At 46.3% G+C, this 24,093-nt stretch carries 23 protein-coding genes and 1 riboswitch; of the genes, 22 read left to right on the top strand and 1 reads right to left on the bottom strand.

Annotated features, from left to right (window positions below):
• Positions 1 to 3: 3 nt before the first annotated feature.
• The 18 genes from AC58P7_RS20985 (at position 4) to AC58P7_RS20900 (ending at position 17,178) form a co-directional block, all read left to right on the top strand.
• A complete protein-coding gene (locus tag AC58P7_RS20985; RefSeq protein ID WP_497346278.1) occupies positions 4 to 531 on the top strand; it encodes a hypothetical protein in 528 nt (175 codons plus the stop codon).
• Between the two features lie 32 nt (positions 532 to 563).
• Positions 564 to 717, top strand: a riboswitch (cobalamin riboswitch).
• Positions 718 to 878: 161 nt separating this feature from the next.
• Positions 879 to 1,895: an ABC transporter substrate-binding protein gene (locus tag AC58P7_RS20980; protein WP_497346276.1), complete on the top strand. Its 1,017-nt coding sequence runs from the start codon at positions 879 to 881 to the stop codon at positions 1,893 to 1,895.
• Positions 1,895 to 2,932 (top strand): FecCD family ABC transporter permease, encoded by a 1,038-nt coding sequence (locus tag AC58P7_RS20975; RefSeq protein ID WP_497346274.1) that lies wholly within the window; start codon positions 1,895 to 1,897, stop codon positions 2,930 to 2,932. The genes AC58P7_RS20980 and AC58P7_RS20975 overlap by 1 nt, the downstream gene beginning before the upstream one ends.
• 5 nt (positions 2,933 to 2,937) lie before the next feature.
• Positions 2,938 to 3,714, top strand: a complete 777-nt coding sequence (locus AC58P7_RS20970) for an ABC transporter ATP-binding protein (RefSeq protein WP_497346272.1) — start codon at positions 2,938 to 2,940, stop codon at positions 3,712 to 3,714.
• 23 nt (positions 3,715 to 3,737) lie between these two features.
• Positions 3,738 to 4,841, top strand: a complete 1,104-nt coding sequence (cobT, locus tag AC58P7_RS20965; protein WP_497346270.1) for a nicotinate-nucleotide--dimethylbenzimidazole phosphoribosyltransferase — start codon at positions 3,738 to 3,740, stop codon at positions 4,839 to 4,841.
• A gap of 103 nt (positions 4,842 to 4,944) precedes the next feature.
• On the top strand, positions 4,945 to 5,505 hold the full coding sequence (cobU, locus tag AC58P7_RS20960) for a bifunctional adenosylcobinamide kinase/adenosylcobinamide-phosphate guanylyltransferase (protein WP_497346268.1): 561 nt from the start codon (positions 4,945 to 4,947) through the stop codon (positions 5,503 to 5,505).
• Between the two features lie 37 nt (positions 5,506 to 5,542).
• The gene (cbiB, locus tag AC58P7_RS20955) at positions 5,543 to 6,535 is read left to right on the top strand and encodes an adenosylcobinamide-phosphate synthase CbiB (RefSeq protein WP_497346472.1); all 993 of its coding nucleotides are present in this window, start codon (positions 5,543 to 5,545) and stop codon (positions 6,533 to 6,535) included.
• On the top strand, positions 6,511 to 7,338 hold the full coding sequence (gene cobS / locus AC58P7_RS20950) for an adenosylcobinamide-GDP ribazoletransferase (protein WP_497346266.1): 828 nt from the start codon (positions 6,511 to 6,513) through the stop codon (positions 7,336 to 7,338). Before cbiB ends, cobS begins: the two co-directional genes overlap by 25 nt.
• Positions 7,339 to 7,354: 16 nt before the next feature.
• Positions 7,355 to 8,467, top strand: coding sequence for a threonine-phosphate decarboxylase CobD (gene cobD / locus AC58P7_RS20945; RefSeq protein ID WP_497346264.1), 1,113 nt, complete (start codon positions 7,355 to 7,357; stop codon positions 8,465 to 8,467).
• A complete protein-coding gene (locus AC58P7_RS20940; protein WP_497346262.1) occupies positions 8,464 to 10,077 on the top strand; it encodes a cobyric acid synthase in 1,614 nt (537 codons plus the stop codon). Before cobD ends, AC58P7_RS20940 begins: the two co-directional genes overlap by 4 nt.
• Entirely contained in the window at positions 10,074 to 10,643 is a 570-nt protein-coding gene (locus AC58P7_RS20935) for a cob(I)yrinic acid a,c-diamide adenosyltransferase (RefSeq protein ID WP_173110852.1), read from the top strand. The genes AC58P7_RS20940 and AC58P7_RS20935 overlap by 4 nt, the downstream gene beginning before the upstream one ends.
• On the top strand, positions 10,640 to 11,581 hold the full coding sequence (locus tag AC58P7_RS20930) for an RluA family pseudouridine synthase (RefSeq protein ID WP_497346260.1): 942 nt from the start codon (positions 10,640 to 10,642) through the stop codon (positions 11,579 to 11,581). The genes AC58P7_RS20935 and AC58P7_RS20930 overlap by 4 nt, the downstream gene beginning before the upstream one ends.
• A 127-nt stretch (positions 11,582 to 11,708) precedes the next feature.
• Positions 11,709 to 12,074, top strand: a complete 366-nt coding sequence (locus AC58P7_RS20925) for an arsenate reductase family protein (RefSeq protein WP_497346258.1) — start codon at positions 11,709 to 11,711, stop codon at positions 12,072 to 12,074.
• A gap of 7 nt (positions 12,075 to 12,081) precedes the next feature.
• On the top strand, positions 12,082 to 13,176 hold the full coding sequence (locus AC58P7_RS20920) for a site-2 protease family protein (protein ID WP_497346256.1): 1,095 nt from the start codon (positions 12,082 to 12,084) through the stop codon (positions 13,174 to 13,176).
• Between the two features lie 28 nt (positions 13,177 to 13,204).
• Complete coding sequence (locus tag AC58P7_RS20915; protein WP_497346254.1) at positions 13,205 to 14,380, top strand: aminotransferase class I/II-fold pyridoxal phosphate-dependent enzyme; 1,176 nt, start codon at positions 13,205 to 13,207, stop codon at positions 14,378 to 14,380.
• Between the two features lie 92 nt (positions 14,381 to 14,472).
• Positions 14,473 to 15,639, top strand: a complete 1,167-nt coding sequence (locus tag AC58P7_RS20910; protein ID WP_497346252.1) for a DNA sulfur modification protein DndB — start codon at positions 14,473 to 14,475, stop codon at positions 15,637 to 15,639.
• Positions 15,639 to 16,814 carry a DNA sulfur modification protein DndB gene (locus tag AC58P7_RS20905; protein WP_497346250.1) on the top strand — a complete coding sequence of 392 codons (1,176 nt, stop codon included), beginning with the start codon at positions 15,639 to 15,641 and terminating at the stop codon, positions 16,812 to 16,814. The genes AC58P7_RS20910 and AC58P7_RS20905 overlap by 1 nt, the downstream gene beginning before the upstream one ends.
• A 172-nt stretch (positions 16,815 to 16,986) precedes the next feature.
• Positions 16,987 to 17,178: a hypothetical protein gene (locus AC58P7_RS20900; protein ID WP_497346248.1), complete on the top strand. Its 192-nt coding sequence runs from the start codon at positions 16,987 to 16,989 to the stop codon at positions 17,176 to 17,178.
• Positions 17,179 to 17,269: 91 nt separating this feature from the next.
• On the opposite strand, the gene AC58P7_RS20895 is transcribed toward AC58P7_RS20900, so the two are convergent.
• Positions 17,270 to 18,295 carry a LacI family DNA-binding transcriptional regulator gene (locus AC58P7_RS20895; RefSeq protein ID WP_497346246.1) on the bottom strand — a complete coding sequence of 342 codons (1,026 nt, stop codon included), beginning with the start codon at positions 18,293 to 18,295 and terminating at the stop codon, positions 17,270 to 17,272.
• A gap of 525 nt (positions 18,296 to 18,820) precedes the next feature.
• On the opposite strand from AC58P7_RS20895, the gene AC58P7_RS20890 reads away from it, so the two are divergent.
• The 4 genes from AC58P7_RS20890 (at position 18,821) to AC58P7_RS20875 (ending at position 23,960) form a co-directional block, all read left to right on the top strand.
• Complete coding sequence (locus tag AC58P7_RS20890) at positions 18,821 to 20,140, top strand: sugar ABC transporter substrate-binding protein (protein ID WP_497346244.1); 1,320 nt, start codon at positions 18,821 to 18,823, stop codon at positions 20,138 to 20,140.
• A 93-nt stretch (positions 20,141 to 20,233) separates the two neighbouring features.
• Positions 20,234 to 21,547 (top strand): carbohydrate ABC transporter permease, encoded by a 1,314-nt coding sequence (locus AC58P7_RS20885; RefSeq protein ID WP_497346242.1) that lies wholly within the window; start codon positions 20,234 to 20,236, stop codon positions 21,545 to 21,547.
• Entirely contained in the window at positions 21,544 to 22,392 is an 849-nt protein-coding gene (locus tag AC58P7_RS20880; protein WP_497346240.1) for a sugar ABC transporter permease, read from the top strand. Before AC58P7_RS20885 ends, AC58P7_RS20880 begins: the two co-directional genes overlap by 4 nt.
• Positions 22,389 to 23,960 (top strand): alpha-amylase family glycosyl hydrolase, encoded by a 1,572-nt coding sequence (locus AC58P7_RS20875; RefSeq protein WP_497346238.1) that lies wholly within the window; start codon positions 22,389 to 22,391, stop codon positions 23,958 to 23,960. Before AC58P7_RS20880 ends, AC58P7_RS20875 begins: the two co-directional genes overlap by 4 nt.
• The last annotated feature ends 133 nt before the right edge of the window (positions 23,961 to 24,093 follow it).

Below are 24,093 nucleotides of genomic sequence, written 5' to 3'. Positions count from 1 at the left end.
TACATGAAGGCGAAATGGCTATTCGTTGTATTGCTAGGAATGATGCTGACTCTAACAGCTTGCGGTGGACCTAAAGCAGATGTATCCGTATTTATTATGGGCCCCAATGGTTTTCCTAGTGAAGCGGCAGAGAAAATGGAAGTATCTTTAAAAGCTAAGGTTGGGGAAATGCCTACCGTAAAGCTGAATACATCCCCTATTTTTTCTTTGGAAAAAATGATTGTTGAGCTGGCTGCTGGCGGTAACGGTATTTTCATCCTGGGAGAAGAACAGTTCAAAGGCTTGAGTAATCAAGCGGGATTCGTTTCGTTAGACAACACAATCAATCCTGCAGATTATCCTGATGGGGTAATCGAAATCAAGGAAGAAGGAAAAGCAGCGGAGAAGCATTTGTACGGCATTCCGTTAGCAGGGAATAAATGGATGAAAGAGCAAGGATTTGAAGGTAAAGGTTTATTCGCATTCGTTCCTCAGAATGCTCCGAAAATGGACGAGGCTTTGAAAGTTCTCAAAGTCATTGCACAAAAGTAAGAGAACGTCTATAATCGACAAATAGATTGATCGTATACTATGCAACCAAAGGTGCTGCTAAGCTTCGGAATAGAAGTTTAGAAGTTAAAAGGGAAGCCGGTTCAAGTCCGGCGCGGTCCCGCCACTGTAATTCAACCATGCGAATGGCTGGAGAGTCAGGATACCTGCCTAAGGTGCCGTTACAACATCCTTCGAGGAAAAGGATCGCGTTAAATCAGGAAGCAGCGTAGCTAAGTTCGTTGCCCAATACCGCGATTTATCGTCTCCTTCGTTCCTAGTGAACAGGGAGATTTTTTTGTTGGAATTAATCAATCGAAAATCAAAAGGTCAGAAAGAGGGTTCCGTCGATGAAACAAAGTTTGGTCAAAAAGGGTCTTATTCTAACGGTAGCAGTAGCAACAGCCATTTCCTTAGCAGCATGTGGTAAAAAGGATGCAGAAATTTCGGATCCATCGAAACTTGGTGGCGAGGGGACGAAGGCGCCAACGACAACGGCAACGACGGCTCCTGCTGCAGCAAAGAAAACAACGTATCCTTTGAAAGTGAAGGATGCGACAGGCAAAGAGTTTACGTTTGACAAAGCGCCTGAACGGATTGCATCCGTTTCACCGTCTGAGACAGAAGCACTGTTTGCAATTGGGCTAGATGCGAATATCGTGGGTGTGTCTGATTACGATGATTATCCAGAAGAGGCGAAAACGAAACCGAAGCTAGGCAGCATCACGAAACCAAACCTAGAGGCTGTCATTGCTTCCAATGCAAATCTTGTTTTCACAGGTGTATCCATGAATGCAGAATCGGTTGAGAAACTTCGTGCGATGAACATTAATGTGTTTAAAGTAGAGCCGAAAACATTAGATGATGCGATTACCAATATTCAAACATTCGGTCTCATTACCGATCATCAGGAGCAGGCTGAAAAAGTTGTGACCAAAATGAAAGCGGATCGTAAGAAGGTTGTCGATGCCGTGAAAGATGTGAAGCAAGAGAACAAGAAAAAAGTGTACATCGAATTTGCACCAGGCTGGACAGTGGGAAGCGGAGAGTTCATGGATGAATTAATTACGCTCTCTGGTGGTATTAACGTTGCTGCCGATAAAGCAGGCTGGTATGAAATTAGTGAAGAGAAAATCATTCAGCAGAATCCGAACGTAATCCTGTTTGCTAACGGGGTTGTTGATACGAAGAGCAAAAAACCGTTGGAAGAGATTATACGTATGCGCGGTGGTTGGGATGCGATTGACGCTGTCAAAAATAAACGTGTGGTAGGTCTCGACCAAAACTCGCTAAGTCGCCCAGGTCCGAGATTGACGGATGGACTTCTGGAAATGGCGAAAGGTATCTATCCTGAATTGGTGAAATAATGAAAAGAAAATTATTGCTAGGGGGAGGAGTAGGAGTTATACTCCTTCTTCTTTCTATTGTGGTGAGTTTATCCATCGGTACGGCCCATCTTCCTATTTCGCACATTGTAGGGATATTGGGTAAGCATCTTCCTTGGTTAGGAAATCACATCGAGGTAAATTGGCCGCAATCCTCCGAACAAATTATGAATAAAGTGCGAATTCCTCGTGTATTACTAGGTGTTCTTGTTGGGGCTGTACTCTCCTTAGCTGGGGCTGGTTTCCAAGGCGTCCTGCGTAATCCGCTGGCCGATCCGTACTCACTTGGCGTATCCTCAGGAGCTTCTGTAGGGGCTGCTTTTCTCATTTATTTCGGGCTTCAAGTGGCTTGGTTCGGGCAATGGTCCATCCCGATTGTGGCTTTCATGACGGGGCTTATTTCCTTGTTCTTGGTCCTAAAGCTAGCCATGATTGAAGGGAAGCTGAAGATGGAGACGCTGATTCTATCGGGTGTCGTGATGCAAGCATTTCTCGGTGCGTTCGTGTCGTTCTTAGTTTCGATTTCGAACCAAACGATTAATGAGATTATTTTTTGGCTCATGGGCAGTCTAGCGTTGCGGGGATGGTCATATACGTATATGATTTCACCCTATCTCGTGATAGGTCTCGTCATTCTCCTAAGCTATGCGAGATCGTTAAACTTGCTATCATTAGGTGAGCGTCAAGCCGCCCATCTGGGTGTGCATGTGGAGCGTACAAAGCTAATCGTTCTGATCACGGCGACATTGATCACAGCTGCTGCGGTATCTGTGGCAGGGGTCATTGGTTTCGTTGGACTGATCGTGCCGCATTTGGTGCGACTGCTGGTTGGTCCAGATTATCGATTGATCATTCCTTTATCTGCGATCGGTGGTGGCATTTATGTTTTATGGGCAGATACCCTCGCTCGAACACTCCTGAGTCCAACTGAAATTCCTCTCGGTGTTATAACGGCATTTCTAGGTGCGCCATTCTTTGCCTATCTGCTCCATAAAGATAAGAAAACGTTAAGAGGTTGATGACGATGATTAAGGTGGAGCAGTTGTCTCAAAGTTTTCGAGAACAACAAGTGTTAAACGGTCTTAGCTTTGAGGTTGGGCAGGGTGAATTTTTTGGTATTATTGGACCTAATGGCAGCGGCAAATCCACCTTGCTCCGTTTAATCTCTGGCATGGATCCTATAATGAATGGCCATGTGTTTTTGCAGGGGAAGAAAGTATCAACCTATTCGCGAAAAGAGTTAGCTAAATGGCTCGCTGTTCTTCAGCAGGATGCATTGCCCCCTGTAGGCTTCACGGTTCGTGAGGTCGTGGAGATGGGACGCTATCCTTTTCAGAATTGGCTTGGTGAGGATACGGCTGATGCAAATGGACTTATTGATGCGATTATTACCAAGCTTGAGCTGGATGCGCTCGTAGACCGAACAATTGAGCGTTTAAGCGGTGGTGAACGTCAGCGCGTTGCACTGGCCAAAGTGATGGCGCAGCAACCAAGCTTGCTCATGCTGGATGAGCCAACCACCTTTCTAGATATCGGCTATCAAATACAGATGATGGATTATATTCGAAGCTGGCAGCTAGAGTCGGAGCTAACGGTTGTAGCCGTACTGCATGATTTGAATTTGGCAGCACAGTACTGTACACGATTGATGATTGTGCATGAGGGACGGATAACCGCCATGGGAACACCAGAAGAAATCATTACGAGTGCACGCATCGCTGAGGTGTACGGAACAGAACCGATTATTTTGAAGCACCCCGTAAGTGAGGTGCCGCAGATTTTATTGCAACCTGGGAAATAATTCAAGGTGGGAGGATGACAATAATGAATAAATTACATAACCTGATTAACGCGATTGAACCTATCCATCAAGAGGTGGCTCTTCAAGCGAATGATCATTTGAATCAATTGACCAAGCCGCAAGGAAGCTTAGGCAAGTTGGAGGATATTGCGCGCCAAGTCGCAGGGATAACAGGCGAAGTGATTCCAACTTTTGAGAAAAAAGCTGTTATTGTTATGGCAGGTGATCATGGTGTTTGTGAGGAAGGCATTAGTGCCTTTCCAGCGGCAGTGACACCTCAAATGGTGCTTAACTTCCTCTATGGCGGGGCTGCTGTTAATGTGCTAGCTAGGCATGCAGGAGCTGATGTGGTGTGTGTAGATATGGGGGTCAATGCAGATTTGGAACATCCGAATCTGGTCTCATGCAAAGTTAGAAAAGGCACGCGCAATATGGCGAAGGAAGCGGCACTAACGCTGAAGGAGACGGTGCAGGCGATTCAAGCAGGCAGTGAGATCGTAGATGATTTGGTGGCAAAAGGCTACCGACTTTTCGCCACTGGCGAAATGGGGATCGGGAATACGACGGCGAGCGCGGCGATTTTGTGTGCTTTGACTAGCCTAGACGCTGGCCTTGCTGTGGGCCGTGGAACGGGCATCGACGATGCGACATGGCTGCATAAGCAGTCGGTTGTGAATAAGGCGTTGGATGTGAATGGGCTGCGTGGGCGAGGAGACGCGGGTGCAGGTGCAAATGCAAATGATAGTGCAAGCGCAAGCGTGGAATTTGCACTTGAGGTGTTAAGTAAGGTCGGCGGATTGGAGATCGCCGGACTCGTTGGGGTGATCCTCGGCGCAGCGAAGCATCGCTGCCCGGTTGTGGTCGACGGCTTCATCTCGTCGACAGCGGCTCTCGTGGCGAGCCGATTAGCCCCGCTAAGCGCGTCCTACATGCTCGCCTCGCACTTATCGCAGGAGCAGGGACATACGAAGCTGCTGGAGTCGGTTGGCCTCGCAGCGATGCTGCAAATGGATATGCGACTGGGCGAAGGCACAGGCGCGGTGCTTGTGTTCAACTTGATCGATGCCGCAGGCAAGATCATGAAGGAAATGGCAACGTTCGAAAGCGCAGGCGTGTCGCGGGGTTAATGTTTAAGGCGGCTGTACTGAAGCTGTAATGCGAGTAAGTAAGAAGCTGCAAGAGTTGTGAGCAGCGATTTGACATAGAAGGAGAAAGAAGGAGGCGGACGCCATGGCAGTTCTGGTAACGGGCGGCGCACGCAGCGGCAAAAGCTCCTTCGCGGAGAAGCTGGCGATGCATCGCTGCCAGCGAGGGCTTTACATCGCGACCTCACACATCTACGATGAGGAAATGAGGGAGCGGGCCCAGCTGCACCAGCAGCAAAGGCTTCATTCGGGATTCCCTTGGGAAACCCTAGAGGAGCCGTATGCGCTGCGAGCTTGTCTCGAGCAACTGCGTGAGAGCGGCGAGGAGGCTGTAGTTCTCGTGGACTGCCTAACCCTTTGGCTGACGAATTGGCTGCTCTACTACGAGAAGGAGAGCGAGGCTATTCAGCTCGTGACGAAGCAAATTGACGAGCTCGTGGACGTCGTGTCCTCCTACAGTGGACAACTCATCATGGTTACGAATGAAGTTGGCGACGGCATTGTGCCGGAATACCCGCTGGGTCGTCAATTCAGAGACTTGGCTGGACGGTTGAATCAGCGATTGGCTGAAGTTTGTCAGCAGGTGTTTCTGGTTACCGTTGGTATCCCCATCGAACTAAAGAGTAGAGCCTATGTTTTAGACTAATAGATGCTTGAAACAAGTATGGAATGGTGACTCTTATATGTGGATATATACATGGCAGGAAATCGTTTGGATGACGGCTGCTGCGATCGCATTAGACTGGATAATTGGCGATCCGAAGTGGCCCACTCATCCTGTTATTATCATTGGCCGTTGGATCCGCTTCGTGGAAAACAGGCTGCAGCCTAAAACAGATAAAAGTCAGAATAAACAGCACGTAGGCTGGCTGCGATTCAAAGGAATCGTGCTCATGGCCTCGACAGTTACATTGAGCTTCTCTGTGGTTCTACTGCTTGTAATCTTCGCCCGTGAGGTTCATCCTTGGCTAGGTTATGCTATCTCAACCTGGCTTATCTCCACCACGATTGCAATCAAAGGATTAAAGGACGCCGCGTATCTTGTCTACAATCCGCTGCGTGCAGGCAACCTCGCAGATGCTCGAAAGTACACCGGCTACATTGTAGGCCGGGATACGGATACGCTCTACGAGGAGGAACTCACGCGAGCCGTCGTGGAGACGGTCGCGGAGAACATCGTGGACGCGGTCATCGCGCCCTTGTTCTATGCGCTGATCGGCGGTGCGCCGCTGGCGATGTTATACCGTGCATCGAATACGCTGGATTCGATGGTCGGCTACCGAAATGACAGATACCGTCATTTCGGCACCGCGTCGGCCCGCTGGGACGACGCCTTGAACTGGATCCCGGCGCGGTTGACCGGGATCCTGCTGATCCTCGTGGCCCTGCTGAAGCCGGGCCTCTCAGCGGGGCGCGCGGCGGCGGCGATTCGCCGCTTCGCGCATCTACACCCCAGCCCGAACAGCGGGATACCCGAGTCGGCGGTAGCCGGGGCACTCGGGATCGAGCTTGGCGGGCTGAACGTCTATGGCGGCGCTGCGAGTGAGCGCGCCCGCCTAGGCTGGCCGCTGCGTCCGCGGACGCAGCGGGATATCGTGCACGCCGTGAGAATGCTCTACGGCGTCAGTTATGTAGTGATGGGAGGACTCCTGTGCGTCATACTCGTGCTTTGGTAGACTGGCTGCGAGCCTGTCTAGCTGCCTTTCAATTTCTGACGCGTCTGCCAATTCCGGTGCAGATTGACTATACCGAGCGCGTATTTCAGCGAAGCTCGGTATTTTATCCGCTCGTTGGCTTCGTGATCGGACTGCTTCTCCTGTTGGCAGGAGAAGGGTTTTCCTACGCTTTGCCAACCATGCCTGCAGCGATCCTATTGCTAGGAATTTGGGTGGTTCTCACAGGCGGACTGCATCTGGATGGTTTGATGGATACCGCAGACGGTATTCTCAGTCATAGACCCAGGGAGCAAATGCTAGAGATTATGAAGGATAGTCGCGTAGGCGCGATGGGCGTTATCGTGTGTGTCCTACATTTATTACTAAAATTTTCCTTGCTGTATACCTTGCTAGATGCAGATCAACTGGGGGAACGAGGCAGCCTACTTATCCTATTGGCAATCGTACCTATATGGAGCCGTTGGTTCATGGTTGCAGCGATAAAGAATTGGCCTTATGCACGGCCGAATTCGGGGCTAGGCAGCCTGTTCCGTGGCGTTAGCGGCAAGCATGTCACTTTATCGTTAGTAGTAGCCCTGCTGACAACTACGTTATGTATCTACGGCAGTAACCTAACTTCATTGCCTAGCTGGAGCATCGTCGTTGGCTTTACAGCCATAACAGCGCTCGTTGGAGGTGGAATTGCAGCTTATATCAGCAGCAAATTAGGCGGTCTTACAGGAGATACCTACGGTGCTTTAAACGAACTGCTGGAGAGTGTGCTTTTGCTTGCTGTCATCATTATTCAAATGCATGGTTTGTAATCCTTAAGTGAAAGGAATGACCATTATGTTAGAGCGTTACGGCCACGGGGGCGATCTTAGGACGGCTGAGGAAGCCTTCAATCGGCCGATGGAGCAGTTTCTGGATTATAGCTCCAATATGAATCCACTTGGACCTCCCGAAATGGTCAAACAGATTTTGACTGAGAGCTGGCGGGATATCGTTAAATATCCAGACCCTGCTGTTCGTGAGTTGCGGAGAAAGCTGTCCCGCAAATATGATATTAATTCCGAAAGTATCCTGGTCGGAAATGGTGCTGCCGAGCTAATTGATTTGATCATCCGCGTATTGAAGCCAAGGGCAACGGGCCTGGCTAGGCCTTCCTTTAGCGAATATGAGGAAGCGGTTCACAAAACGGGTGGCGATCTCACCAATATTCCGTTATTCCCTCATAACCTTTTTGAACTTCAATGGCAAGACATCGAACCATCGTTATCCGCTGTTGACTTGTTCTTCCTAGGGTCTCCCAATAACCCCACAGGTAAATTACTTCCTCGTTCTGTGTTAAACAGTCTGCTCCAGAGTCAGCGTAAACTTGTACTCGATGAGGCTTTTATGGATTTTGTTCCTAAGGAGGCGGATCATTCGCTGCTCAAGCTTGCGTCTACAAGTCACGATCTCATTGTGATTCGCTCGATGACCAAATTTTATTCAATTCCAGGGATACGATTAGGCTTCGTGGTGGCGCACCCAGACCTCATTAAGCAACTTCGTCAGCAACAGGTGCAGTGGAGTGTGAATTATCTCGCTCAGCGCATTGGAGAAGCGGTTCTAGATGATGAGGCATTTGAACAGTCCACTAGGAATTGGTTGAGCATTGAGAAGCCGTGGCTGATCGATCAACTAGGTCGATTAGGCCTCGAAGTCGTACCGAGTGATGTGAATTTTCTGCTGTTTTCATTCCCTGAGTCGATTGGGGTTAACGTTAAGCAGGCTCAACAAATTCTAGGGCACCAAGGTATTCTCATACGAGATGCTTCGTTATTTGAAGGCTTGAATGAACGTTATTGTCGTGTTGCCATTCGTCTTCGTGCGGATAACGAGCGTTTAATTCATGCTCTACGAAGCATGTTAAGTGACTTATCTAGGAGTGAGGGTGGCAGACCATGAGTGAAACTGTTTCGAATTCAACCGTTCTAATGATTCAAGGCACAGCTTCAGATGTTGGTAAAAGTATTCTTACGGCTGCCCTCTGCCGTATTTTCACGCAGGACGGCTGGCAGACGGCCCCTTTTAAATCACAAAATATGTCCCTCAATTCCTATATCACCTTTGACGGCAAAGAAATTGGCAGGGCACAAGGTGTGCAGGCGGATGCTTGCCGAATTATTGCGACAACCGATATGAATCCGATTCTGCTCAAACCCAAGCAAGACATGGTTGCACAGGTCGTTGTACATGGTAAACCTTATGCAGATTTGGACGCAAGAACCTATAGAGAATCCTATTTGCCGAAAGCGGAAGAAATCGTAAAAGAAGCCTTAGAACGCCTCCGCAACCAATATGATATTGTGGTTCTAGAAGGTGCGGGAAGTCCGGCTGAAGTGAATCTCAAAGATCGTGATATCGTGAATATGAGGCTGGCCGGTTGGGCGGATTCTCCCGTTCTGTTGGTTGCTGATATTGATCGTGGCGGGGTTTTTGCATCCATTGTGGGTACGCTTGAAATCTTGACGCCAGAGGAAAGAGATCGCGTGAAAGGCTTTATCATTAATAAATTTCGTGGGGATGTTAGCTTGCTGAAGCCTGGCTTGGATTGGTTGGAAGCGCGAACCGGGAAACCAGTCCTTGGTGTTATCCCTTATTTACAGCAGTTGGGTATCGAGGATGAAGATTCAGCTTCTCTCGATTCCAAGCGTACTCAGATTAGGAAAACTGAGAGTGGCCTAGGGAAGCGTGCTGATCAATTGGATGTTGCCGTTATTCGTTTGCCTCGCCTGTCTAACTTTACAGATTTTGATCCTCTGCAAGAGGAAAGCGACGTACATTTCCGTTATATTGAGCATCTCGCTGAATGGGGAGAGCCGGATGTGGTGTTGCTTCCTGGCAGTAAGAATACGATGGAAGATTTACGATATCTGAAAGAGTCGGGATTGGCTACGCGATTGACATCATTTGTTCAGGAGGAAGAAGGCCACATTGTTGGCATTTGTGCAGGTTATCAGATGCTAGGTGTGACACTTTCGGATCCCGGGCGATACGAATCGGACCATGCGGAGCTCGAAGGCTTGGGTCTATTGCCGACAGAAACGGTGTTTACGCCGGAAAAACGAACGGTACGGGTACAAGGTGTTAGCACGCTTTTCGCAACAGATAACGCTAAAGTAGGTATTGATGGCTATGAAATCCACATGGGGCGGACGCAATATTTGCATGAAACCGTGGCTCCTTTCCATATAGCTCCTCAAATAAGCACGGACTCGGACGAACAATTAGAAACTCCTCTTCATAATGACGGGGCAGCCTCCCTAGATGGGCGTGTGTGGGGAACTTACATCCATGGCATTCTGCACAATGATGACTTCCGAAGAGCATGGCTGAATCAGATTCGCACACATAAAGGCTTAACTCCTACAGCAGAAGGACTTCGTTATAAGGAACGTCGGGAAGCCGCATTTGATCGATTGGCTGAGCATGTTAGACTGCACTTGGATATGCAGCGTATCTATGAGATGATAGGAGTAACAAATCCTACGAAAAATGGAGGGATCCTGAAATGAAAATATATACGCGTACAGGAGATGCCGGTCAAACCGGTGTAATTGGCGGTCGTGTGGATAAAGATGATGATCGGGTCGAAGCTTATGGGACGACAGATGAACTGAATAGCTTCCTTGGTCAAGCAATGAGTTTCATGGATCCGCAGAAATATCCAGATTTATTGCCTGATTTACTGCAGGTTCAGCATGAGCTGTTTGATTGCGGTTCAGATCTTGCGCTTCTGAAGCAGGATTTGCGTCCCTATAAAGTAACGGCTGACATGGTGGATGCCCTAGAGGCTTGGATTGATAAGTATGATGCAGAGACGCCAGATATCACACGTTTTATTTTGCCGGGAGGCGGGACCGTTTCATCGACTTTACATGTATGTCGTACGGTATGCCGAAGAGCCGAGCGTCTTGTCGTCACACTGGCTCGCACGCAGGAGATTAATCCAGAGGTGCGCCGATATTTAAATCGATTGTCCGACTTTTTCTTTACCATTGCCCGCACAGCGAACTTCCGTGAGGGGATTGCTGATGTGGAATATATACGTAGTGCTGAGGTGTTTAAACGTAAATCATGAGCTATTATGAACCATTAGTGTACGTTGTCCCGCCTGAGGAAGAGGGTTTTATTCTCAAGACGGTGCTGCAAAAGAGATTGATGGTCTCACGTAAATTGTTATCCCGCATCAAATTGACAGAACAAGGGATCACAGTAAACGGAGAAAGGCAGTACATCAATATCAAAGTGAAGGCTGGTGATCGAGTGGAAATTCGGATGGAGGAAGAGCAGTCCGAGGATATTCTGCCGCAGGACCTTCCGTTGCATATCCTTCACGAAGATGAGCATCTGCTCATTCTAGCTAAGGATGCGGGCATCATCGTCCATCCGACGCATGGTCATTATGTGAACACGATTGCGAATGGGGTCGTATACCATTGGCAGCAAGCTGGGATTACGTGCCGTTTCCGCCCTGTGCATCGACTGGACCAAGAAACCTCGGGCGTTCTGGCAATTGCCAAAACACCGTATGTGCATCAACAAATTTCCGAGCAAATGATTCAGCATCTTGTGAAAAAAGAGTACCTCGCTTTCGTCTGGGGGACGGTTGCCGTACCGAGTGGAACGATCAATGAGCCCATTGACCGTGATCCCGATCAGCCTCATGTGCGCATCGTTAGGCCAGATGGCTACGCTGCTGTAACTCATTATGAGCTTGTGAAACAATTCGAAAAGGCTGCGCTTGTCCGAATTTGGTTGGAAACAGGACGTACGCATCAAATTCGTGTGCATATGCGACATTTAGGCCACCCACTATTGGGTGATAAGATGTACACATTGCCCCAATATGAGGAGTATGCGGCTGAACTTGAAGCCAGCGGACGTTTAGAGCGCCAAGCCCTGCATGCGTTTAGATTGGGCTTTGTTCATCCAGGCACGAGGGTATGGACGGAATTTAACGCTCCTCTACCGGCAGATTTAGCTGCACTTGAACAATGGTTAGAGGAAAGTAGTTAAATAAATAAAAACCATTCCAATTTGCGGATGGTTTTTATTTGCAATTACTTGACTTTCCTTGTTAATTAGCCCAAAATTTTAAGTAGTTCGACTAGATCATCATACGGCATAAAGGAGTTATTACAACATGGGAGTTAAAGTGTATGGATACGATAAATGTGGGACGTGCCGTAGTACAATAAAGTGGCTGAAAGCACATGACATTGAGATTACAGATCAAGTCCCTTTATTTGAAACGCCGCCTACAGCGATGGAACTAGCGGAGCTGCTTAAGCTTAGTGGTTTTGAGATTAAGAAGTTTTTCAATACATCAGGTGACGTATACAAAGAAATGAATTTGAAAGACAAACTGCCTGGCATGACTCAACAACAAATGCTTGATTTGTTAGCCTCAAATGGACGCTTAATCAAGCGACCTATTATAACGGATGGCGATAAAGTTACCGTCGGCTTCAAAGAAGATGTGTTTGAGGATGTATGGGCGAAAGGGTGATGTGCATATGGGAGATAACCAGAAACCAGCACGCAAAAAGTCACCATTAGCTATTGGCGGATTCATCGCTGTTCTCCTTTCACAAGGCAAGCTGCTTCTTGCCGCTTTGAAATTTGGTAAGGTTGGCGGGGCCATCATCTCGATGTTCATCACGATCTGGGCTTACGCTTATTTAGCGCCTTTACCGTTCGCAATTGGCATCGTCCTCATGATCCTCATTCATGAGCTTGGTCACGTGCTCGCAGCGAAGATGAAGGGATTTCCCGTTTCGGCGCCAGTCTTTATCCCATTTCTCGGTGCGTTGATTACGATGAAAAAGAATCCAACCGATGCGGCGACAGAAGCATTTATCGGAATCGGAGGTCCTATTCTAGGCACTCTCGGGGGAGTCGCCGCTTTTGGAATAGGCGTGTATTTGGATTCGGCTGTAATCGTGTCTGTTGCCTACGCTGCATTTTACCTTAATCTGATTAATTTACTGCCGATTCATCCCTTGGATGGCGGGCGAATCTCGACAGCGGTAACACGTTGGTTATGGCTGCTTGGATTAATTGGCGGGCTCATATTCATTGTGTACATCAACAATTATGCGAATAAAGTTATCTTCTTTATCATCTGGGCGTTGTTTGCTTGGGATTTGTACAAGAAATATGTACGGTATCGACATAAAGAAGAGCGCATAACCGTCGCTACACGATTCGAATTTCCAGCCAATCATTTGTTAGAGCAAGGCTATATGATTCCAGGTGAGAGTCACACACGTGACTTGGACTATATTACCTTCTCAGAACTGCAAGGACCAGGCGCTGGCCGGCAAACCTTGCATATGTCTTGGCAAGCTATTAGCTTTGAGGGCCACGCTTATTTACCTGTGCAGGCGGTCATCAAACGAGTACAACTAGTGAAAGTGGAACGTATGAATAAAGAGGATGGCTTGCACCTAGGTCTCCAAGTTCAAGTGGAGTACTCCCCTCTAGGGTTACAGGAGAACTATTATGAAGTGCCAGCTAAGACTCGCTGGAAGTTTGGTATCACGTATTTGGTCTTAATTTTATTTTTGCTGTATATGATTAGACTCGTTCATCAGGTCGGCATCATTTGATGACAATCACATTAAAAGGAAGCTACCCATGACATTTAAAGGATCACAACGGCTGCAACAGCTAGGCTCGGCTATTTTTTCGGAAGTGGCTGAATGGAAGAGAGAAGTTATGAACCAAGGGGTGGACGTCATAGATTTAGGTATAGGAAGTCCTGACCAACCTCCTTCTGCCCGAATTTTGGAAGCAATGGCTGAAGCTGTTCGAACCCCAGCTTATTACGGTTACCCTTCCTCCGAAGGGAGCTTAGCATTCCGCGAAGCTGTTGCCAAATGGTATCACTATCGGTTCGGTGTAGAGCTTGATGCTGAAACGGAAATCTTAACTTTGATGGGCTCACAAGATGGGCTTGCTCACTTAGCGCTTTCACTCTGTGATCCTGGGGATATAGCGATTGTCCCTGATCCAGGTTATCCCATATATTCGGCAAGTCTCGTACTGGCGGGGGTTGAGCCTTATTTACTACCGCTGCGTGCAGAAAATGATTTCTTACCCCGACTAGAGGACATTCCAGATGACGTGGCTGCGAAGGCAAAATTCATCTTGCTTAACTATCCGAGCAATCCGTTGTCTGCTGTTGCAGATCGTGCTTTCTTTGAGCATTTGATTTCCTATGCCAAGAAGCAAGACTTGCTTGTTGTACACGATCTTGCCTATTCCGAAATGGCTTTTGACGGCTACAAGCCAATGAGCATTTTGGAGATCGAAGGTGCTAAGGAGGTTGCCATTGAATTCCATTCTTTGTCCAAAAGCTTCAATATGGCAGGCTGTCGCATCGCATTCCTAACGGGTCATGCAGATGCGGTCAAAGCGCTCAAGACACTTAAATCGAACATCGATTATGGGGTATTCGGCGCCATTCAAGCAGCAGGTATTGCAGCTTTAGAAGAAGATATGGAAAGCGATCACACTGTCTCAAGTATGTATGAGAGGAGACGAAATGGTTTTATTTCGGCATTAAATGATGCGGGTTGGATCATTCCACCACCGAAAGCAACGATGTTTATTTGGGCTCCGATACCCAAGGGTTGGACGTCTCGACAAATTTCCCGGGAAATGTTATTCCAGACAGGGGTAGTCGTTATTCCTGGCGATGCATTTGGCGCTGAAGGAGAAGGATTTGTCCGTATTGCTTTAGTGCAAGAAGAGGCTCGATTACTTGAGGCAGCAAGACGTATAGGAGATTGGCTACGATCCTTAGAATGAAAGTTAGAGATTTTGGTAAAAATAGGAGAATGAGAGACATATGTAGGTGTAAGGTTTTGAGAAAATTTATACGTTGAAAGGGGTAAGCATATATGGATGCCATTTCTTCACTATCAGAGCTGTTAGCGGATCAGAAGCCGTCATCGTTCGTAGAAATTCCCGGAGTTTTAGGACATACGTTCGGGCAAGCAACAATAGCTGCAACATTACCTATTAGCAAACTATTTTCTATTTTTGAGGTGGATTTAGAAGTACAACGTGCGATTATTCCACGAAACCTCTCCAAGTTAATTGACTATGTGAATTTATATTTAGAAGACCGCCAGCCCATCTATTTCCCTGGGATTATTTTCTCTGCAAGAGGCGCTGGGCATTATGATGAGGAGCATGGAGCGCTTCGTCTACAGCCGATCGAGAAATTGTATGTTGTGGATGGCCAGCATCGCTTAGCTGCATTCCAACGGATTATGGAAACGCTGCAAAGTCAGATGGCACGTGCGAAAGATCGTCGTGAATACGACAAAATGGAAGAAATTACGGAAAAGCTGCGTCGTTTGTATGCATTCCCGATTTCCACAATGACGTATTTGGACATTAATGCCCGTCAAGAACGTCAATTGTTCTCCGACATTAACAAGCTTCCTCGTAAACTTGGAGGCAACTTGGCTGTGCTTCGTGATCAACGTCGATTCTATCATGTCGCTGCGACTGAGCTAGCGGCGAAAGCACCTGCTATGCAGAAGCTAACTGTCGATATGTTCTCTGAACGCGGGAAATCGCCGGAGTACTTGTTCTCCTACCACTTGTTAATTGAGATTCTGGTGGGATTATTTGAAGGTCGAATGAAATCAGCGGCTCGCAATAACAATTATCAATATGCGGATAAAGATTTGCAGGAGCTTATTTCGCTAGCAGGCGGTTATTTTAACGGATTATTGACTCACTTGCCGTCACCGGCGAAGGGTGAAATCGTGTGGTCCGAGAATATCCAAATTGCTCTAGCTCTTTTCATGCATGAAGAAGCAACGAAAACAGGCAGCTTTAATCGCTATGCGCTTGAGCATGCCCTGAAAATATTGCCGCATGTGAATTGGAATAGTATTTACGCAGGAGAAGAAAAGGATCGTTTGCCTAGACGTACGCGGATTATGAAGGCTTACAATCATATCAAGAGTTTCTATCAGGAGCAAAATGCGTTCTTAATCAGTGACGCTGAAGCCTACAAAGCTAGTTTTGCGAATAAGGAGGACGTGAGCTAATGGAAGGATTACGCCTGAAAATGACCATCCATCCGTTCTGCGAAAGGTTCGGTCTCGCGACTGTTGCCTTACGCGTTCAGGACTTGCTGAACTATACGATGATCGATCCGATGGTTCAACGGAAGTTGAGTAATATGCAGCGCCGGAAGATTTCGACCTATTTGCAGGAACGCGAGTTAGACCATGTGTTTTTCGGTCCTGTTACACTATCGCTTCGCGAAGTTAATCAATTGTCCAAAGGGGCGAAGGAGTTCCTTCTCAAGCATGGCTCGAAGCTTTCAATACTAGATGGGCAACATCGTATTCTAGCACTTGGTTATGTGAATGAGCAGATGCAGAAAGAAGTAAAACGCTTCGAGAAGAAGCTTGCGCTACTCAAGATTAAGCAACGGAAGTTTAGTGATGATGCAGAGATTAAACAAGAGGTTGAGGAAACGGAAGGCACGATTAATCAGCTAGAGGGAAGACGCCTAGACCTTATGGAAACACAGCTTGCTGTGCAAATTTATATTGGCTTAACGGAGGAAGAAGAGCAGCAGTTATTCGGCGACATCAACTCCAAGGTGCAGCTAGTTAGTAAGGAACTCGGACATTCCTTCGATTCCATCGATCCGCTTAATTTGGTTATTCAGCAAGTTGTGGATCACAATGTGTATCTGAAAGCAGCAGGTGTGGAGAGACGCAGCAATTTGACCTCGTTTAACCGTAACTTTACATGTTTTAGCTGGTTGTATGCGACAGCGACAATGCTATTCTCTGGTAGAATGCAGCCTTCTTATGAACTGCAGCGTAAAATTCGTCATGATCCATCGACCTATGTTGAAATCTTGCATCAGTTTTTCAATACTATCCTACCTATGATGCCAGAGCAGCCAGGATTGGCGCAATATACATCAGCAAACCGTGTGATTCAGGAAAGTATTGCGCTCTATGCGAATCGTTTCTTATTCCCGAATGGGGAATATAACGAAGAGTGGACGCAGTCCCTACAGCTCTTAGAAGGCTTCGATTGGTCACATGATAACGAAGAATTGATCTATGTTTTTGGTTCATTGGATAATGGGAAAATCAATCTCATTCACGAGAAATCGTTGAAAAAGCATGTGAAGCTCGTGCAATTCTTCCTTGAAGGCACGGATTCGGCAAGTGATTCGGAAGAAGTATCTTCCGCGTAGTTAGAGAAATAGGAAACCTTTCTATCTCGATGAAAGTTGAGAGATAGAAAGGTTTTTTTCGTGTGTCTATCGCCTTCTCTTAAAATATACGCATCCACTTCTTCATTCGTCTATATCAAAAGTGGAAAGCTAGAATACTATATCGTATAAAGCTTGAAGGGAGGAAAACACAATGAGTTGCTCCGTATTTGCTACTTTGGCTCGCATCGGACTTGGTACGGTCATCACAGTTCACGCAGGTACTACACCGAATCATACAGGTAGATTTCTTGGTATTGAAAATGGAAATGTTGTTCTAGCAAATAATAACGGTACGGTTTTCTTTGTTGCCATCGATAAAATCGCTGTCGTTCATATTCCTTAATGATCGTACCAAAATGAAAGAAGAAGAAAGCAAGAGAGCGGACGAGCTCTCTTGCTTTCTTCTTTTATGTCGTATATAGCGAGGAATGACCTTAACTATGAATAGAATGAAGGGACGATTCTCTCGTCATCAATCGATGTGGGATGATGATGTGATGATGGTGAATCGGTTCACCCTTCACAGCTTTAATTAAGGTTTGTGAGGCCGTGTATCCGAGTTGATAGATGCCAATATCGATGGAGCTGATCGGTGGAGAAGACAGTTCTGACATCGGAATATTGTTGAAACCAACCAAGCTAAGGTCAGTTGGCACTTTATAGCCAAGCTCAGTCACGCCGCGAAGAACACCGAAGGCAACGATGTCATCAATGACGACAAGTGCAGTGGGACGCTCAGGCAGATTCATGAAAAATGACATGGCACGATAGCCGCTTTCTTGCAGAAATTCACCCTCAACAATCCATTCGGACTGAATTTCCAACTTAGCCTCTCGCATGGCTTGTACATAGCCATCCATACGATCTCGTGAGACGATAAGATTTGGAGGCCCGCTTACGAAGCCAATGCGCTTATGGCCTTGGGCGATTAGATGGCGTGTCGCATCATAGGCAGCCAGTATATTATTATTATCAACCGAAAGCACATCAGGGAAATCTTCACTTCGACCCACAAGCACGAACGGGAAATTCATCTCTTGTAAGAAGGAGATTACAGGATCGGATTTACGAGAATATAGCAGAATGATGCCATCGACTCTGCGCCCTTTGACAAGTCTAGTAATCGCTTCGACTTCTTCACGTTCTGATGTACCTGTGGTCATCATCAAGTCATAGCCGCTTCGCGTGGATTGTGTCACGACGCCGCGAATGATTTCAGAGAAGAATAGATTTAAGAAGAGTTCTTCTGCGGAACGCGGCAGGAGAATCCCTATCGTTTGTGTTGTTTTGGAAACAAGACTCTTAGCCATGACATTCGGGTGATAACCCAATTCATCCATAATCTCTTTCACTTTGCGGATCGTTGCTGAACTAATGCGAGAATGTCCGGATATTACGCGGGATACGGTAGAGGGGGAAACCCCTGCTTTTTTGGCAACGTCGATAATCGTAACGGACATGATCCGAACCTCCAGTGCAAACGATTGTGCTCACGGATTGTGATGCGTTATTTACTATGTTAGCTATTTCCCCAGCAAAAGTAAATCATTTAGATGAAAAGGTTGTAGTTTTATTTAGATAGTGCTCAGGTATTGCTACTAGTGCTCTGGATCGATGCAATTTGCATTGAACTTAGTGCAAAATGTAGGATTTTGTCATTCGTTTTATTTTTGAAATACTTCGTAAATCAGAGATTTCAGAAGGTAATTAGAGATAATTACGCGAAATCAGCCCGATTTAATCTGTGCAAACGTTTTTACAAATGAAAAGGTATGTTGTATGATTACTCATGAATAAAGCGCTTGCAAGGAGATGTTTCACGCAATTAAAGCACTTTGTTCGATAAAAATGAAACTTAAAGCTATGACTATTCGAAATTGAGCAAACGTTTGCACAACTATTTGTAGTCGCTTACATCCGCTCATTTCACCGCAATACAACGCTTGTATCCACCATGTACACAATATGAGAGGGGTTTTACAAAAATGAAAAAAACACTATCCATGCTTGCAGCCGTATCCGCAGTTGCACTATCTGTAACAGCGTGTTCTTCCGCACCAGAGGATACTGCGAAGCCTTCAGCAGCAGCTGCAACAGAAGCACCAAAAGCAACTGCAGCAGCAACGCCAGCAACAACAACCGATACCGACATGGGCCTTAAACCAGAAGCTGGTGCTAAACTCGTAGTTTGGGATGCACCGGATCAAAAAGCATTCATTGAATCCATTGCCAAGCAATTCGAAGCGAAATATAAAGTATCTGTTAAATTCGAAGAAGTGAACCCACCGGATCAACCGGCTAAATTAACGGCTGACGGTCCTGCTGGCGTAGCAGCAGACGTTACTGTTATTCCACATGATAACTTAGGTAAAATGGTAGCTGCAGGCTTGTACTTGCCGAATGATGTGTTCGCGGATCAAACGAAAAAAGAAAACGCGGAAGCTGCTGTACAAGGAGCGACCTTCAATAATACACTGTTTGGTTACCCGAAATCAGTTGAAACGTATGCTTTGATCTATAACAAAGATTTGGTGAAAACGGCGCCAAAATCCTTTGATGACGTAGTAGCTTTTGCTAAAACGTATAATGATCCTGCGAAAAACAAATTCGCTTTCATGTTTGACATTGGAAATTTATATTTTGACTATGCGTTCCTAGCAGGTCCTGGCGGATACGTATTTGGTAAAAATGGTACAGATAAAACAGATATCGGTCTTAACAATGATGGCGCTGTTGCTGGAGCAAAATTCTTTGCTTCCTTGAAAAAGGATGTACTGCCTGTTAAATCCGGTGATGTGACGTATGATATCAAAAAAGGTCTCTTCACAAGCGGTACACTCGCAATGGATCTTAACGGACCATGGACGATTCTTGATTACAAAAATGCGAAAATCAACATCGGTGTTGCGCCTATTCCAACAATCAATGGTAAACCAGCTGTATCCTTCGCGGGTATCAAAATTCTAGGTGTTAACGCTTATACGAAATACCCGAATGCAGCTAAATTGTTCGCACACTTCGCGACTTCCCAAGCAGCTCAATTGGAAAACTTCAAAATCTCTGGCCAACTTCCTTCTAACAAAGCAGCAGCTGAAGATGCAACTGTGAAAAATGATGAGCTAGCAAACGGCTTCCTACAACAATTGAAAACGTCCCAAGCGATGCCTTCCATTCCGGAAATGGGCAACATCTGGACACCAATGGGCGCAGCACTTGGCGACATCTGGAACGATGGTAAGGATCCTAAAGCTACGCTAGACAATGCGGTTAAACAAATTAAAGATACGAACGCGGCAACAAAATAAGATTGATAAAACCACTTGTATAGGTTGCGGACACCCGTCGAGGAATCGGCGGGTGATTCCATTCTAGGATAGGGAAGGAGCTGGCTGAAGGAAATGGGTACTCATCGTCGCATGGCGGCTGCTTTATCTGTGATAAGTCTTGGCCTTGGTCAATTATATAATCGTCAATATATGAAGGGTCTCCTCCTACTTCTCATTGAAGTTGTGGGACTTAATTATTTTATCAAAAACTTGAATCACGCCATTTGGGGGCTCTTTACACTTGGGAAAACCCCAACGCATTTCGAAACGATTGATGGTGTTGCCAAAACTGTAAAAGGGGATCATTCCATCTTCCTGATGTTGGGTGGACTGATTACGCTGATTCTGCTGTTCCTCTTCGCTGTCGTGTATGTGATGAATATTAAAGACGCCTACCTGACGGGGAAGAAGCGGGAAGAAGGAAAGAAGCCTGCGAACTTTGCACAGACGATGCGATATGTGACCGATAAGAGATTTCCGGAAATTTTCCTCTCCATACCGATCATTGGCGTTTTGTTCGTTACGATTTTGCCGATTATTTTTACGATACTGATTGCCTTTACGAACTATTCAGGTCCAGATAATCTACCGCCTGCGAAGGTGCTGAAATGGGTCGGCTTCCGAACGTTTCATGACTTGATTATGTTCAAAACGTGGAGCTATTCCTTCTTCCATATCTTAGGATGGACCATTATTTGGGCGGTTGTCGCTACGTTTACCACTTATATGGGCGGGGTGCTGGTAGCGTTACTTGTCAATCAAAAAGGCATTCGCCTAAAGGGGATGTGGAGAACGATTTTCATTATCCCCTATGCGATTCCACAGCTAGTTTCCTTATTAGTTATGAAAAATATGTTTAACGGTCAATTTGGACCTATTAATCAATACCTTGGTTATTTCGGTTTAGGCAAGCTTCCTTGGTTGACTGATCCCACGATGGCGAAGATTACCGTTATTATTGTCAACATGTGGGTAGGTATTCCTGTTTCCATGATTCTAATTATGGGTGTATTAACAGCGATTCCCAAGGATCTATATGAAGCAGCAGAAGTAGATGGGGCATCGGCATTTCTGAAATTCCGTCTTATCACGATGCCGTTCATTTTATTTACAACAGCGCCACTTCTTATTATTCAATTTGCAGGTAACATCAATAACTTCAACGTTATATTCCTTCTGACCAAAGGAGATCCGGTTAACGGTAAATTCCAATATGGCGGAAGTACCGATTTGCTAGTGACGTGGCTGTATAAGCTAACGCTGGATCAACAGAAGTACAACATCGCGGCAGCGGTCGGGATTATCATCTTCTTTATGATTGCTTCGCTTTCCATCTGGAGCTATCGTAAAACGCGCTCATTCAAAGAGGAGGATATGATCCAATGAGTACAACTCGCAAAAAATCAAAATTCACTTTCGGGCTGCTTTTAAGCTATATCGTGCTGGTTATTCTCGCGATTTGTTGCATTTATCCTGCGCTTTGGGTCGTATTAGCCTCATTCCGACCAGGTGCCGCGCTGTATAGCCCGACTTTGATTCCAAAAAGCTTAACCTTTGACCACTATCACGAGTTATTAACTTCCACACGTTTTAAATTTACAACTTGGTATTGGAACACGCTGAAAATCGCTACATTAACGATGATTTTCTCGACGATCCTAACGACGATAAGCGGCTATTCCTTGTCTAGATTCCGGTTCAAAAGCAGAAAAACGATCATGACAGGTGTACTCATCTTGAGTATGTTTCCAACGTTCATGAGTTTAACCGCTTTTTATGTCCTACTGCTGCAGCTCAAATTGTTTGATAACATTTATGCGCTCGTGGCGATTTATTCGGCAGCGGGCTTGCTGCAAGCTTTTGTGGTGAAGGGCTTTTTCGACACGATTCCCAAAAGTATTGAAGAATCGGCACGCATTGATGGGGCATCAAATCTGCAAATTTTTATCAGAATCATGCTGCCGCTGTCCAGACCGATGCTGACCTATGTCGCATTAATGTCCTTTACAGGCGCGTGGGTCGATTTTATTTTGGCAAAAGTCGTCCTGCGTTCGAAAGATCACTGGTCTGTCGCCGTTGGATTGTTCGATTTGGTTGATAAAGAACAGAGCAGTAACTTTGCGCTATTCGCTACGGGATCGGTACTCATTGCATTACCTATTACAATTCTGTTTGTCTTCTTGCAACGTTTCCTTGTTGATGGCTTAACATCAGGAGCATCTAAAGGATGACAAGTTTGCGTAGGCTGAATCGGTTCTGGATGCTCGGAATTGCGCTTGCGCTGATGATGGCAGGATGCTCAAAGGGGACTGCGAACGAGGATAGTGGGAGCAACCATGGCGTATTTTATGAGATTTTTGTTCGCTCCTTTCAAGATTCGAATGGGGATGGGGTCGGTGACCTGAATGGAGTTACGGCAAAGCTCGATTATTTAAAGGATTTAGGAATCAAGGGGATATGGCTTACACCGATCCAATCTTCGCCTAGCTATCACGGCTATGATGTGAAGGATTATTATCAGGTCAATTCCGATTTCGGTACGCTGGCTGATTTCCAGGCATTAACCAAAGAGGCGCATAAGCGCGGCATAGAGGTTATTATGGATTTGGTCGTTAACCATACCAGCTCTGAGAATCCCTGGTTTATCGAAGCGGCGAAGGATAAGAACAGTCCTTTCCGTAATTGGTATACGTGGGCGGAAGATCAAGGCAGACCTGCAACGGGACAAAGTGCCGCTGGCGACAAGGCTTGGCATGTGAAAAATGGCAGCCACTACCTCGGTATTTTCTGGGAAGGCATGCCGGATTTGAATTTTGACAATCCGGCTGTTCGCAAGGAAATGATTAAGGTTGGTCAATTCTGGCTGCAGCAGGGTGCAGATGGTTTCCGTCTAGACGCTGCTAAGCATATCTATGAAGATTTCACAGACTCCAAAAAAGATCCGCAAACCTCCCTGAAAAATGTAGCCTGGTGGAAAGAGTTCCGAGCAGGTCTGCAGGAAGTGAAACAGAATGCCTATCTAGTCGGAGAAATTTGGGATAGTATTGCTGTCATTGCGCCTTACTTAGACAATGCTTTGGATTCAGGCTTTAACTTTGATTTGGCTAAAACGCTGATTAGCTCAGCGAAATCAGAGACCGCAGGAAACATCGCGTTTACACTGGAAAGAGCTTACGGCTTATATGAGAAAAGCTCCGGTGGCAAATTCATTGATGCGCCATTCCTGTCTAATCATGACCATAACCGGGTAATGAGTGCCCTGCAAGGTAATGTGAACCATGCGAAAATGGCCGCATCCCTGCTGCTCACCATGCCTGGCAACCCGTTTCTCTACTATGGCGAGGAAATTGGCATGATTGGCTTAAAGCCAGACGAGTACTTGCGCGAGCCCATGCATTGGACCGCTTCTGGCGGCGCTGGTCAGACGACGTGGGAAGCTCCGCGCTACAATAAAGAAGGAGCACCAAATGCTGCTGATCAGCTTATGGATGCCAACTCACTGCTCAATCATTACAAGAAGCTGATTCAATGGCGTAATGAGGAGCCTGCTTTGCAAGGTGGAAAGATCACTGAATTTAAGGCGAGTAATGAGCATATTGCAGCTTATGTAAGAGGGGAAGGCAAGGACGCGCTCCTTGTTGTTCATAATCTCTCTGGGCAGGAGCAGGTGCTGGACCTGAATGAAGATCAAGTGAATACCGGTTTTACGAAGGCGAAACGGTATACGGTTAAAGGTTGGAAGCTTGACGGGAATAAGCTGGTTGTGCCTGCTTATTCGAGTTTAATATTGAAGCGGTAGAAAATAGGAACCCCCTTCGTCGACTGAACCGCACCCCCTAAAATAGACATTAGAAAAAACCCCCGGGTTAATCTAAACTATTTTAGGGGGTGTTTGGCATGGCGACAAAAGGACAGAAGCTAAAAACGTACAG

This window comes from Paenibacillus sp. J22FR5 (genome assembly GCF_059691975.1).
The sequence above is the reverse complement of the archived record's forward strand: the minus strand, read 5'-3'. Positions and strand labels throughout refer to the sequence as shown.

What these genes read in the sequence shown, in the direction of transcription:
- AC58P7_RS20925 (WP_497346258.1), top strand. Translation starts at nt 11,709, where the DNA reads ATGGGAGTTAAAGTGTATGGATACGATAAATGTGGGACGTGCCGTAGT.
- AC58P7_RS20980 (WP_497346276.1), top strand. Translation starts at nt 879, where the DNA reads ATGAAACAAAGTTTGGTCAAAAAGGGTCTTATTCTAACGGTAGCAGTA.
- AC58P7_RS20970 (WP_497346272.1), top strand. Translation starts at nt 2,938, where the DNA reads ATGATTAAGGTGGAGCAGTTGTCTCAAAGTTTTCGAGAACAACAAGTG.
- AC58P7_RS20895 (WP_497346246.1), bottom strand. Translation starts at nt 18,295, where the DNA reads ATGTCCGTTACGATTATCGACGTTGCCAAAAAAGCAGGGGTTTCCCCC.
- AC58P7_RS20915 (WP_497346254.1), top strand. Translation starts at nt 13,205, where the DNA reads ATGACATTTAAAGGATCACAACGGCTGCAACAGCTAGGCTCGGCTATT.
- cobD (WP_497346264.1), top strand. Translation starts at nt 7,355, where the DNA reads ATGACCATTATGTTAGAGCGTTACGGCCACGGGGGCGATCTTAGGACG.
- AC58P7_RS20920 (WP_497346256.1), top strand. Translation starts at nt 12,082, where the DNA reads ATGGGAGATAACCAGAAACCAGCACGCAAAAAGTCACCATTAGCTATT.
- cobU (WP_497346268.1), top strand. Translation starts at nt 4,945, where the DNA reads ATGGCAGTTCTGGTAACGGGCGGCGCACGCAGCGGCAAAAGCTCCTTC.
- AC58P7_RS20930 (WP_497346260.1), top strand. Translation starts at nt 10,640, where the DNA reads ATGAGCTATTATGAACCATTAGTGTACGTTGTCCCGCCTGAGGAAGAG.
- AC58P7_RS20935 (WP_173110852.1), top strand. Translation starts at nt 10,074, where the DNA reads ATGAAAATATATACGCGTACAGGAGATGCCGGTCAAACCGGTGTAATT.
- AC58P7_RS20890 (WP_497346244.1), top strand. Translation starts at nt 18,821, where the DNA reads ATGAAAAAAACACTATCCATGCTTGCAGCCGTATCCGCAGTTGCACTA.
- AC58P7_RS20885 (WP_497346242.1), top strand. Translation starts at nt 20,234, where the DNA reads ATGGGTACTCATCGTCGCATGGCGGCTGCTTTATCTGTGATAAGTCTT.
- AC58P7_RS20985 (WP_497346278.1), top strand. Translation starts at nt 4, where the DNA reads ATGAAGGCGAAATGGCTATTCGTTGTATTGCTAGGAATGATGCTGACT.
- AC58P7_RS20940 (WP_497346262.1), top strand. Translation starts at nt 8,464, where the DNA reads ATGAGTGAAACTGTTTCGAATTCAACCGTTCTAATGATTCAAGGCACA.
- AC58P7_RS20905 (WP_497346250.1), top strand. Translation starts at nt 15,639, where the DNA reads ATGGAAGGATTACGCCTGAAAATGACCATCCATCCGTTCTGCGAAAGG.
- cobT (WP_497346270.1), top strand. Translation starts at nt 3,738, where the DNA reads ATGAATAAATTACATAACCTGATTAACGCGATTGAACCTATCCATCAA.
- AC58P7_RS20875 (WP_497346238.1), top strand. Translation starts at nt 22,389, where the DNA reads ATGACAAGTTTGCGTAGGCTGAATCGGTTCTGGATGCTCGGAATTGCG.
- cbiB (WP_497346472.1), top strand. Translation starts at nt 5,543, where the DNA reads ATGTGGATATATACATGGCAGGAAATCGTTTGGATGACGGCTGCTGCG.
- AC58P7_RS20975 (WP_497346274.1), top strand. Translation starts at nt 1,895, where the DNA reads ATGAAAAGAAAATTATTGCTAGGGGGAGGAGTAGGAGTTATACTCCTT.
- AC58P7_RS20900 (WP_497346248.1), top strand. Translation starts at nt 16,987, where the DNA reads ATGAGTTGCTCCGTATTTGCTACTTTGGCTCGCATCGGACTTGGTACG.
- AC58P7_RS20910 (WP_497346252.1), top strand. Translation starts at nt 14,473, where the DNA reads ATGGATGCCATTTCTTCACTATCAGAGCTGTTAGCGGATCAGAAGCCG.
- AC58P7_RS20880 (WP_497346240.1), top strand. Translation starts at nt 21,544, where the DNA reads ATGAGTACAACTCGCAAAAAATCAAAATTCACTTTCGGGCTGCTTTTA.